The following is a 12,326-nucleotide window of genomic DNA, read 5'->3' as shown; positions in this document are numbered from 1 at the left end:
TTTCTCCTTTCTACACGAATTTCGTTTCTGATTCTCGGTCAACTTGCTCATACCGCTCCCCTTCAAATCTGCGTCTCTCCTTTGGTCAGTCGGCTTTCACGTCCATTTCTCCTCTGGTGTTGCTGCTTTGCTGCAACATCGTTGCGTATACGCATCACTTCGACAGCAGCTCAGCAAAATTTCCATGTATTTGGCAAAAAATGGCACAAGACAAGGGGAAATTCCGGTGCTAGAATAAAGGCAGAAGTTATCTCGGGAACAGACAAACCGTTTTCCGGATGTCTTAGATCGATCGGTTCCAACAAAGATACATGATACGGAATTTGAGAAAATTTGAGAAAAGAGCGGAGAAAGGACGTATCCTTATGTCTACATTAAGAGAGCGCAATGCTGAACGTCTGCGCAATAGCATCGCAGGCGCACCCATCGACAGCCACGCTGTTTTTAATTTCTACACCTATCCATTCTTCCACAAGCACAGCAATGTTCCCCTCAACGAATACTTCCACAATCCGGCTGTGATGCTCGAAGCACAGCTGGAGGTACTCGACAAGATCGACAACTGCGGCAACCTCATGCCCGACGTCGGCGCAGTCGCTGAGTGCAGCGGTCTGGGCGGCAAGGTTCGCTTCGACTCGCACGGCTTTATCTCGGTACACGAGGCCGAAATCGAAGAGTACGAGGATGTCATCAAGATTAAACCCGCCGATCCCTACGGCGATAACTACATGCGCATCGCACTCGAACAGCTCGAGTACATGGTACAGCATTGCCCCAAGGGTATGAAGGTCAACGCTCATCCGATCATGGGTCCCTTCACCGTTGCTGCACAGCTGCGCGGCATCAGCGATTTCTGCGCCGACACCATCGCAGAGCCCGAAATGGTCGACGCCCTGCTCGACGTTGTCATCCAAACCCAGATCGCTTTCCTGCACGCACAGGAAAAGATCCTCGGTGCACCGCTGCATCACGTTCTGGTCTGTGATGACCTGTCCGCGTTCCTCAATCCCCAGATGTATGAGGAGCTGATTCTGCCGCTGTACGACCGTCTGTTCGCGGACTTCCCGAACACCCAGCGCTGGCTGCACAACGACTCGACCACCCGTCACATCGTTTCCCAGATCCCCAAGGGCGGATTCTCCGCTTGGCAGTACGGTCCCGTACTCCAGCCGCTGGAGGCTGCCGAGGGCTGCGGCAATCAGGTCACGGTTATGGGCGGTCTGAATCCGGTCGAGCTGGCAGGCTACACCGTCGAGCAGACCATCGATGTATGTAACCAGGTTATCGACTCGTTCCAGGGCAATCCTCGCTGCGTGCTGAGCGCTGCTGGTTCGATCAACCAGGTACCGCTGGAGAACATCCGCGCAATGATGCGCGTCGCCGACGAGCGCAAGATCTCCAAGTAATCCTCATTGCTACTCACTCTCTACTCCATACATTGCTTTCTACTTCCTTCACCACATACACCTATCTTTAACGCGCAAAAGGACATCTCTCAAAGATGTCCTTTTGTGCTATCCTGTTGCACCAATGCATCACCGCTGTTTCACTCTTGCACATATTGTAAATTCTATGTATAGAATCTGCATTTCTCATATACACATTGCACAATCTCCCCGACTCTGCATTGACACCTGCTACAAAAAATGTCTCCTTTCCTCAATTTATGACATGTTGGCATCAATTCGGCTAATTGCAGGGCTGTAGGAATTTTGGATGAAGTTCGCCGTTTGCGTCCGGCGGAACTTCCAAACCCACAAAATTGAGGAGGAATTGAATATGACATCGATTGGAAAAGGGTTGTCGCCGGTCTGTTGGCCGTGTCGCTCACAACTCTGCTGGCCGGCTGCGGCTCAGAGGAGACGACAAACAGGTCATCCGTATCTCGACCGCAATTTCTGGTGAAACCAGTCCGACCATTCAGGCGCTCAAACTTCTTCAGCAGAACATTGAAGAAAAGTCCAATGGTGAGATGGAAGTACAGCTCTTCCCGGCTGGTCAGCTCGGCAACGAAACCGACGGCATCGATCAGTGCCGCATCGGCGACGTGCACATGACGACTTCCAACCCCATGAACATCAACACCGCAATCCCCACGCTGGCGACCTTTGACCAGTACTTCATGTTTGATGACATGGATCATGCGCTGCGTTTCTGCAACGGTGAAGGCGGACAGTACATTCTGGACGCATACAACAAGCAGGGCCTGCAGGGCGTGGCCTTCTTCCCGCTCGGCTTCCGCAATCTGACCAACAACCGCGGTCCGATTGAAGAGCTCAGCGACCTGAAGGGCCTCAAGATCCGTGGCTATAACCCCATCCAGATCGCAGCCTGGGAAGCTGTTGGCTGTAACCTGAGCTCGGTCACCTGGAACGAGCTATTCACCGCGATGCAGCAGAAGCTCATCGACGGTCAGGAAGGCGCACTGACCAGCTTCTCCGAGTCCAAGTTCTACGAGGTTCAGAAATACGTCACCCTGACTCAGCACGCCTTCTCGACCGATATCCTGGTCGCAAATCAGGAATGGCTGGAAGGACTCGATCCCGAGGATCGTGAGTTCATCCTGGGCGAAGTAGAAATCGCCGAGCAGTTCCAGCAGGAAGAGATGATCCGTCAGACCAACGAACTGATGAAGCAGCTCGAGGAAGAGCATGGCACGCAGTTTAACGAGCTGCCGCCCGAGACCTTCCAGGAGATGCGCGAAATCATGGGCGGTATCACCGAGGAAAGCATCGTTGGTATCTGCGGTCAGGAAGCCTTTGACACGGTCATGGCTTACGTAGACGAAGCCCGCTAAGGTTTTGATCGAATTGAGATAGGGGAGAAATCAATATGAAAAAAACGTTAAAATGGCTCGATATCAACTTTGAGCCTTTGCTGATTATGGTGATCTTCATCGCCATGACCTGCCTGATCTGCCTGCAGGTCATCCTTCGTTTCTTCATGGGCTCCGGCTTTGCTTGGGGCGAAGAATTTGCCACCTTCATGTTCGTCTGGCTGTGCTTCCTGGGCATCTCCTATGCCTTCCGCAACAACCGCCAGATCAGCGTAGATTTCCTGCGCAACATGCTGCCTGAAAAGCCCCGCAAGGCTCTGGTTCTGCTGATCGACGTTTCCATGCTCGTGCTGATGGGTCTGTTCCTGTACGGCGCAGTACAGAATGTGATGACCGCAGCCAAGTACAACGACATGGCAGCTTCCGTACAGGTCTCCCTCAATGTCTGCTACACCGCAGCGGTTGTCGAGCAGCTTTCCATGATCCGTCTGCTTCAGACCATCGTCTGGAAAATCCGTCACTTTGGCGCTTCCTACGAGCTGTTTGAAAACCGCGGCGGTCTGTACTCCGGCGCAACCAAGATCTGCTTCATGCCCAAGTACTTCCGCGACGACGAGGAACAGCACATGAATGCTGAGCTGGTCGAAGAGGAAAAGAAGTACAGCCACGAAGGAGGTAAGGAAGCATGATTGCTACACTGTTTGTCACATTTATTTTACTGCTGGCCTGCTCGTTCCCGATTGCAGTCTCCCAGTCGTTCGCCTCGATGTTCCTGATCTTCGGCGACGCACCGCTCTCCCTCGAGAGCTTCACCAAGGCCATCATGTCCGGCTTCAGCTCCTTCACCCTGGTTGCTATCCCGCTGTTCACCTTCGCCGGTGACATCATGGGTAAGGGCGGTATCTCCAAGCGTCTGATCAACGTTGCAAAACTCTCGCTTGGCAACCGCACCGGCGGTCTGGGCATCGTTTCCATCGTTGCCTGCATGATCTTCGCTGCAATCTCCGGTACCGGTTCTGCAACCGTTGCTGCAATCGGTCTGATTATGATTCCTGAGATGCTGAAAGCCGGCTACGACCGCGCATACTCCGCTTCTCTGGTCGCTACCGCTGGTACCATCGGTACCATCATCCCGCCCAGTATCTGCATGGTCGTCTATGCAATCGCTGCCGGCTGCTCGGTTACCGCAATGTTCACCGCCGGCTTCCCGGTTGGTATTCTGGTCGGCGCGGTCCTGTGCATCTACTGCGCACTGTCCTGCCGTAAGCGCGGCTACAAGCCGGTTTATGTCAAGTATACCGCAAAGGACTGGGTCAAGACCATCGTAGAGGCAATCCCCTCTTTCCTGGTTCCAGTCATCATCCTCGGCGGTATCTACGGCGGTATCTTCACCCCCACCGAGGCCGCTGCTGCCGGCTGTGTGCTGGGCGTCATCATCAGCGTATTCGTCTACAAGGAAGTGAAGCTGTCCGATATCCCCTACATGGCGTTCCGCTCGGTCATCATCAGCGCACCGGTCATGTTCATCATCGGCGTATCCACCGGTTTTGGCCGCGTTCTGGCAATCACCCAGATGCCCAGCATGATCGCAGAAGGCATCCTCGGCATCACCTCGAACTCCGTCCTGCTGCTCATCCTGATTAACCTGTTGCTCCTGCTGGTCGGTACGTTCATGGAGACCAACGCTGCTATCATTATCCTGACCCCCATCCTGCTGCCCATCGTAACCGCACTCGGCATCAACCCGATTCACTTCGGTATGATTATGATTCTGAACCTTGCGATCGGCTTCATCACCCCGCCGCTCGGCGCAAACCTCTTCATGGCAAGCGAAATTTCGCGTGTTAAGTTCGAGACTCTCGCCAAAACTATTTGGCCGTGGATCGGCGCTATGATCGTCGTTCTGATCATCATTACCTACATCCCGCAAATCTCGCTCTTCCTGCCCCAGATGATGGGACTGCTCGGATAAGTTCGGATAAGTTCGAAAATGAATGCCTGCCGTAAATTTTTGCGGCAGGCATTTTGTCAAAACTTCGGCTATATGTTATACTTTATATAATGGTATTCCGCATCACACCAAGGAGGGAAAAATGATCATTCCGTATGACAGTTTAATGGAAATCCTCGAACATTCCTTTGATGGAATTTGGATCACCGACGGCAAAGGCCGTATCCTGTACGCCAACACGGCAAACGCAGCTCTGCTCGGCGTGAGCAAGCGCGATCTGGAAGGCAAAACCACACAGGAACTGCTTGATGAACACATTTTTTCGGATTCTGTCATTCTGCGCACCCTGAAAACCGGACAGCGCGCCACCCACACCAGCCATAACTATCGCACGGGTCTGGACGTGCTTGCAACCGCAACCCCCATCTTGGATCGTGACGGCAATATCCAATACATTGTCAACAACGTGCGCGACGTAACCGCACTCAGCCGCATGCGCGACAGCCTGCGCGACTACGACGAGGTCATCCGCATTCAGAAAAAGCAAATCGACGAGATGCGTTCCCGCTATGGACTGGACAAGCTCATCGCACACAGCCAGTCGTTCCGCAAGGTCATCGAGCTCGCCCACCGCGTCGCCCCCTACGACGGCGCAACCGTGCTCATTCTGGGCGAATCGGGCACCGGCAAAGAGCTGATCGCCGAAACCATTGTGGAAAACAGTCCGCGCAAGGGCAAGCCCTTCATCCGCATCAACTGCGGTGCCATCCCGGAAAATCTGCTCGAAAGCGAGCTGTTCGGCTACGAAAAAGGCGCCTTCACCGGTGCGGACAGCAAGGGTAAAAAAGGTCTGTTTGAGGCTGCAAATACCGGCACCATCTTCCTCGATGAGATCGGCGAGATGCCGCTGCACTTGCAGGTCAAGCTGCTGCGCGTCTTGCAGCAGAAGGAGATCACCCGCGTGGGCGGCTCGCACCCCATTCCGCTCGATGTGCACGTCCTCGCTGCGACCAACCGCGACCTGCGGCAGATGGTACACGAGGGCACCTTCCGCGAAGACCTGTACTATCGCTTAAACGTCGTTTCCATCCAGATCCCGCCGCTGCGCGAGCGTCAGGAGGACATTATCCCGCTCATTCACCACTTTCTGCGCATCTTCAACCAGAAATACGGCATGCAAAAGAGCGTACAGGCGGAAATCTTCCCGCTGTTCGAGCGCTATCCCTGGCCCGGAAACGTGCGTGAGCTGGAAAATCAGGTGGAAAACCTGATGATCGTGTCACAGGGTGATATCATCACCCGTGAGGACCTGCCCGACAAGTTCTTCACTACAGCCGAGGAGCAGTCCTTTGACTTCGAGCACATCATCCCGCTGCGCGATGCCGTGGAACAGGTGGAAAAATCGCTCATCGAGAAGGCGCTCGCCAAGTACGGCTCGACCCGAAAGGCTGCCGCTGCGCTGGGCATCAATGCCTCGACCATCGTCCGCAAAATGCAGAGCTTCCGCCAGACACCTCCCGATTGACAAGCGCTGCGCCTGCGCACGCGCATCCAGTTGATGACCCCACTTTCAGAAAGGAGTATTCCATATGACCGAGCGCTCATTCCGTAAAGTTCTGGTTGCCAACCGGGGCGAAATTGCAATCCGCATCTTTCGCGCCTGTTACGATCTTGGACTGCACACTGTCGCAATCTATTCCAACGAAGATACCTATGGTTTCTTCCGTACCCGCGCCGATGAAGCCTATCTCATTGGTGAAAACAAAAGTCCGCTCGAGGCCTATCTGGACATCCCGTCCATCATCGATCTGGCCAAGCACCACGACGTCGATGCCATCCATCCCGGCTACGGCTTTTTGAGCGAAAACGCTGACTTCGCCCGCGCCTGCGAGGAAGCCGGCATCACCTTCATCGGCCCTCCGTCGCACATTCTCTCCCAGATGGGTGACAAGCTGACGGCCAAGGCCATCGCACAGGCCTGCGGTGTCCCCACCATTCCCGGTTCCACCGAGCCGCTGCGCGACGCAGACGAAGCGCTCGAAAAGGCAATCTCGTTCGGTTTCCCGGTCATCCTCAAGGCAGCCGGTGGCGGCGGCGGCCGCGGCATGCGGCGCTGTGACACCCCGGAAGAGGTCGCTCCCGCGTTCGAGCGCGTCAAGAGCGAGGCCAAGAAGGCGTTCGGCAATGAGGATATTTTCATCGAGAAGTACCTTGTCGAGCCCAAGCACATCGAAGTACAGGTGCTGGGTGACCAGTACGGCAACATCGTCCACCTCGGCGAGCGCGACTGCTCGCTCCAGCGCCGCTACCAGAAGGTCGTCGAATTCGCGCCGGCTTGGTCGGTACCCGAGGCAACCCGTCAGGCACTGTACGAGGATGCCATCAAGGTTGCCCGTCACATCGGCTATATCTCGGCCGGTACGGTGGAATTTTTGGTGGACAAGCAGGGCAACCACTATTTCATCGAGATGAACCCCAGAATTCAGGTCGAGCACACGGTCACCGAGATGGTCACCGGCATTGACCTCGTGCGCGCACAGATTCTCATTGCGCAGGGCGCACCGTTGTCCGTGCCCGAAATCGGCATGGGCGATCAGTCCAACCTGCGCATGGACGGCTACGCCATCCAGTGCCGCGTCACCACCGAGGACCCGGCCAACAACTTCGCGCCCGACATCGGCCGCGTCACCTCCTACCGCTCGGGCGGCGGCTTCGGCGTGCGTCTGGACGGCGGCAACGCCTACACCGGCGCGACCATCTCGCCCTATTACGACTCGCTGCTGGTCAAGGTCACCTGCTGGGACCGTACCTTTGACATGGTTTGCCGCAAGGCGCTGCGCGCCATCAGCGAAGAGCACATCCGCGGTGTCAAGACCAACATCCCGTTTGTCACCAACATCTTAAACCACCCGACCTTCCGCGCCGGTAAGTGTCACACCAAGTTCATCGACGAAGCGCCCGAACTGTTCGAGTTCCAGACCGGCCGCGACCGCGCCACCAAGGTACTGCGCTACATCGCACAGATTCAGGTGGACAATCCGTCTGCCGAGCGCCGTCAGCTGGACATTCCGCGCTTCCCACCCTATCAGAGCACGCCGCCGAAGTGCACCGGCCTCAAGCAGCTGCTTGACACCAAGGGTCCCGAGGCTGTGCGCGACTGGGTACTCGATCAGAAAAAGCTGCTGATTACCGATACCACCATGCGTGACGCGCACCAGTCGCTGCTGTCCACCCGTGTGCGTACCCGTGACATGGTCAAGGGTGCACCCGGTACGGCAGAGATCCTCAACGACTGCTTCTCGCTGGAAATGTGGGGCGGTGCGACCTTCGACGTGGCTTACCGCTTCCTGCACGAATCCCCCTGGGAACGTCTGGACCTGCTGCGCAAGAAGATTCCCAACATTCCCTTCCAGATGCTGCTCCGCGGCTCCAACGCGGTCGGCTACACCAACTACCCGGACAACCTCATCCGCGCCTTCGTCCGCGAGGCCGCACAGTCGGGCATCGACGTATTCCGCGTCTTCGACTCGCTCAACTGGATCCCGGGCATGGAAATCGCCATGGACGAGGTACTCAAACAGGGCAAGCTGCTCGAGGCGACCATGTGCTACACCGGCGATATCTTAGACCCCAAGCGCGATAAATACACCTTGCAGTATTACATCAATATGGCCAAGGAACTGGAAAAGCGCGGTGCGCACCTGCTGTGCATCAAGGACATGTCCGGTCTGCTCAAGCCCTACGCAGCCAAGAAACTGGTCACCGCACTCAAAAACGAGGTCGGTCTGCCCATCCACCTGCACACGCACGACACCTCGGGCAACCAGGTTGCAACCTACCTGATGGCTGCCGAGGCCGGTGTAGACATCGTGGACTGCGCGATCGACTCCATGTCCTCGACCACCAGCCAGCCGTCTATGAACGCCATCGTCACCGCCCTGCAGGGTCAGCCGCGTGACACCGGACTGGACCCGCATCAGCTGCAGTACCTGTCCGATTACTGGTCGGATGTGCGCAAGCGCTATACCCAGTTCGAAGCCGACATCCGCAATCCCTCGACCGATATCTACCGCTACGAGATGCCTGGCGGTCAGTACACCAATCTGCGCTCTCAGGTTGAGAGCCTTGGCCTGATTCACCAGTTTGAGGATGTCAAAAACATGTATGTTTCGGTCAACCACATGCTGGGCGATATTGTTAAGGTTACGCCTTCCTCCAAGATGGTCGGTGACCTGGCAATCTTCATGGTGCAGAACGGTCTGACTCCGGAAAACATTCTCGAACGCGGCAGCGCACTGACCTACCCCGACTCGGTTGTCGCTTACTTCAAGGGCATGATGGGTCAGCCCTCGTGGGGCTTCCCCGAAGATCTGCAAAAGATCGTGCTCAAGGGTGAAGAGCCCATCACCTGCCGTCCGGGTGAGCTGCTGCCGCCGATCGACTTCGACGCGGCACGCCGTGAAGTCGAAAAGTTCTCGCCCAATCCCACCAACCGCTCGGTTATTTCCTGGTGCCTCTACCCCAAGGTTGTTGAGGATTACTGCCGCTATCGCCAGTCCTACGGCTACATCATGCGCATGGGCAGCCACGTCTTCTTCAACGGTATGGCACTCGGTGAGACCACCAAGATCAATATTGAAGACGGCAAGACCCTTGTCATCAAGTACATCGGTCTGGGCGATATGAACGAGGACGGCACGCGCAACGTGCAGTTCGAGCTCAACGGTATGCGCCGCGAGGTCGCTGTGCCCGATAAGGACGCCGTATCCAAGGTGCGTCCGGTCACGCTGGCCGACCCCGACGACAAGAGCCAGGTCGGCTCGTCCATCCCCGGCATGATCTCCAAACTGAACGTCAAGCCGGGCGACCCGGTCGAGGAAAACCAGGTTGTCGCGGTCATCGAGGCCATGAAGATGGAAATCAACATCGTCGCCCGCATCCGCGGTACGGTCGATCAGGTTCTCATCAAGGAAGGCTCGACCGTCAAGGCCGGCGAGCTGATTATGACCCTCAAACTGCAATAAAAACTGACGCAAAAGAGGTGCTGCACACAGCACCTCTTCTTTTTTGCGCGATATTATTTTTACAGACATACAAAATCCCCCAACGCGAGAATCGTCACGTTGGGGGATGCGTTTTTTATGCAAAATGTATCGTTTTGCCTATGCGGTTGTACTTCGATCAAATTTCGCCATAAAAGGCGGTAGGTTAACGCGGTGTGCAGGTTGAATTGAAAAGAGGAACTGCGTTTCGGTTCATATATATCGGTTCTGTTGGCTTACGCAGTTTGGTGAGGGTTGCTTTTCATTGGAAGAGTAGGAGATGTTTTCACGGAGCATAGCAAATCCGCGTCAACGGGATACCGCCTTATAGCCGAAATTTGGGGAGTGCATCCGATCAGCCGGCAGACTCGTCTGCCAGCTTACGATACTTCTTGTAGCGTGCTTCGATGTCGGCAACTGCCTTCTCGTACAGAGCGTCTGCACGATCCGGGAAGTTGTTCTTGAGCGATGCGTAACGGTTCTCGCCCATCAGGTAATCCATAACCTTGCTGGTGTCCGGTTCGGGAGAATCCAGCTGGAACGGATTGAGGCCCTGAGCCGTGCGGCGCGGATCGTAGCGGTAAGTCTGCCAGTAACCGCACTCGACTGCCTTCTTCATCTCGCTCTGGGTGCAGCTCATGCCAGCCTTGATGTGCTGCTCGAGGCACGGGCAGTATGCGATGATGATGGACGGACCCGGGTAGGACTCAGCCTCACGGATAGCCTTGAGGGTCTGCGCCTGGTCGTAGCCGATTGCAACCTGAGCGACGTAAACATAACCGTAGTTCATGAAGATTGCGCCCAGATCCTTCTTGGCGATGTGCTTACCGCCAGAAGCGAACTTCGCAACAGCAGCGGTCGGGGTTGCCTTGGACGACTGACCACCGGTGTTCGAGTAAACCTCGGTGTCGAGTACGAGCAGGTTGACGTCCTGGTTCTGTGCGAGGACGTGGTCGATACCGCCGAAGCCGATATCGTATGCCCAGCCATCGCCGCCGATTGCCCAGACGGACTTCTTAGCGAGGTATTCCTTGTTTTCGAGTACAAACTGGGTCTCGGGAGTCTGCTCAGCAGCTTCCATCGCTGCGATCAGGTCGTCAGATACCTTACGGGACTGATCCTTGTCCTCCCAGTTTGCGAGGTATGCGTCGATTGCGGGGGCTGCTACGCCAGCTTCCTTGAGCGCTTCCAGACGGACGATGATCTCCTTGCGGATTGCGTCCTGTGCATGGTAGAAGCCGAATGCAAACTCTGCGTTGTCCTCAAACAGCGAGTGCTCCCAAGCCGGGCCAAAGCCGCGGTTGTCCTTGCAGTACGGCAGGATCGGAGCGCCGCCGCTGTATGCGGACGAGCAGCCTGCTGCGTTGCCGATGTACATGCGGTCGCCGACCAGCTGGCTGACGAGCTTAATGTAAGTGGTCTCGGCACAGCCTGCGCAAGCCGCAGAGAACTGGAAGTAGGGCTTTGCAAACTGTACGGACTTCATGTTCTTGTCGCTGATGACGTCCTTCTTGAGGTAAGCCTCGTTCATGGCTACCTTGTCGAAGTTCTCCTGCTCGGGCTTCATCTCGTCGAACGGAGTCATGGTCAGCGCACCCTTGGCCGGGCACGCGGTCAGGCAGACGCCACAGCCCAGGCAGTCGTAGGGCGAGATCTGCATGCGGTAAGAGTATGCCGGAGCGTCCTTGCCCAGACCCTTTGCGGGTACGGTCTCAAAGGATGCCGGAACGTTTGCCTTCTCCTCCTCGGTCAGCAGTACCGGGCGGATTGCTGCATGCGGGCAGGTTGCCGCGCAGCGGTTACACTGGATACATGCGCTGCCGTCCCACTTCGGAACCATGGTAGCAACACCGCGCTTGGAGTAAGCAGAGGTGCCGTTCTCCCAAGTACCGTCGAGTACGCCGTGCTTCTGGAAGACAGAAACCGGCAGCTTGTCGCCCTGCTGGCGATCCATCGGCAGTACGATCTCCTTGACGAAGGGCGTTGCCTCGATCTCCTGCGCCGGAGCGTCGACTGCATTTGCCCAGCTTTCCGGGATCTCTACCTTGACGGCTGCGCTCACACCTACGTCAACAGCCTGGTTGTTCAGATCGACGATCTTCTGACCAGCCTTCTTAAAGTAGGAGTTGTAGTTGTTCTTCTTCATGTCCTCAACTGCAACATCCAGCGGGATGACCTTGGTCAGTGCGAAGAATGCTGCCTGGAGGATGCTGTTGGTGCGCTTGCCCAGACCGATCTCAGCGGCCAGCTTGCCGGCGTCGATGATGTAGAACTGAGCATGCTTATTGTACAGGTCACGCTTCACCTTTGCGGGCAGGCGCTCGTCCAGCTCGTCTACGCTCCATGCGCAGTTGAGCAGGTAGATACCGCCGTCCTTGAGGTCCTCGGTGGTGTCGTACTTGGAAACATAGGTCGGTGCGTGTACAGCGACAAAATCAGCTGCCGATACCAGATAGGTGGACTGGATGGGCTCGTCGCCAAAACGCAGGTGCGACTGGGTCAGACCGCCCGACTTCATGGAGTCGTAAGAGAAGTATGCCTGTGCGTACTTGTTTGC

7 protein-coding genes are annotated in these 12,326 nt (G+C 56.1%); 6 read left to right on the top strand and 1 reads right to left on the bottom strand.

Annotated elements, in window-relative coordinates:
• Positions 1-365 precede the first annotated feature (365 nt).
• The 6 genes from B5F17_RS12735 (at position 366) to B5F17_RS12710 (ending at position 9,751) form a co-directional block, all read left to right on the top strand.
• The gene (locus B5F17_RS12735) at positions 366-1,406 is read left to right on the top strand and encodes a uroporphyrinogen decarboxylase family protein (protein WP_016148473.1); all 1,041 of its coding nucleotides are present in this window, start codon (positions 366-368) and stop codon (positions 1,404-1,406) included.
• A gap of 383 nt (positions 1,407-1,789) precedes the next feature.
• Entirely contained in the window at positions 1,790-2,797 is a 1,008-nt protein-coding gene (locus B5F17_RS12730) for a TRAP transporter substrate-binding protein (protein ID WP_087374382.1), read from the top strand.
• 35 nt (positions 2,798-2,832) lie between these two features.
• A complete protein-coding gene (locus B5F17_RS12725; RefSeq protein ID WP_087374380.1) occupies positions 2,833-3,465 on the top strand; it encodes a TRAP transporter small permease in 633 nt (210 codons plus the stop codon).
• Positions 3,462-4,748 (top strand): TRAP transporter large permease, encoded by a 1,287-nt coding sequence (locus tag B5F17_RS12720; RefSeq protein ID WP_087374378.1) that lies wholly within the window; start codon positions 3,462-3,464, stop codon positions 4,746-4,748. Before B5F17_RS12725 ends, B5F17_RS12720 begins: the two co-directional genes overlap by 4 nt.
• A gap of 121 nt (positions 4,749-4,869) precedes the next feature.
• Positions 4,870-6,252, top strand: a complete 1,383-nt coding sequence (locus B5F17_RS12715; RefSeq protein ID WP_162608184.1) for a sigma-54 interaction domain-containing protein — start codon at positions 4,870-4,872, stop codon at positions 6,250-6,252.
• Between the two features lie 64 nt (positions 6,253-6,316).
• Positions 6,317-9,751, top strand: coding sequence for a pyruvate carboxylase (locus tag B5F17_RS12710; protein ID WP_016148478.1), 3,435 nt, complete (start codon positions 6,317-6,319; stop codon positions 9,749-9,751).
• A 373-nt stretch (positions 9,752-10,124) separates the two neighbouring features.
• On the opposite strand, the gene nifJ is transcribed toward B5F17_RS12710, so the two are convergent.
• Positions 10,125-12,326 (bottom strand): pyruvate:ferredoxin (flavodoxin) oxidoreductase (gene nifJ / locus B5F17_RS12705; RefSeq protein ID WP_087374374.1); only part of this gene is annotated, 2,202 nt, incomplete at its 5' end.

Origin of the sequence: Butyricicoccus pullicaecorum, assembly GCF_002160355.1 — a bacterium.
Taxonomy (GTDB): domain Bacteria; phylum Bacillota; class Clostridia; order Oscillospirales; family Butyricicoccaceae; genus Butyricicoccus; species Butyricicoccus pullicaecorum.
This window is presented reverse-complemented; position numbering and strand designations above follow the sequence as displayed.

Excerpts from the sequence above, each read along its gene's own strand:
- B5F17_RS12735 (WP_016148473.1), top strand. The coding sequence starts at position 366 with ATGTCTACATTAAGAGAGCGCAATGCTGAACGTCTGCGCAATAGCATC.
- B5F17_RS12725 (WP_087374380.1), top strand. The coding sequence starts at position 2,833 with ATGAAAAAAACGTTAAAATGGCTCGATATCAACTTTGAGCCTTTGCTG.
- B5F17_RS12720 (WP_087374378.1), top strand. The coding sequence starts at position 3,462 with ATGATTGCTACACTGTTTGTCACATTTATTTTACTGCTGGCCTGCTCG.
- B5F17_RS12715 (WP_162608184.1), top strand. The coding sequence starts at position 4,870 with ATGATCATTCCGTATGACAGTTTAATGGAAATCCTCGAACATTCCTTT.
- B5F17_RS12710 (WP_016148478.1), top strand. The coding sequence starts at position 6,317 with ATGACCGAGCGCTCATTCCGTAAAGTTCTGGTTGCCAACCGGGGCGAA.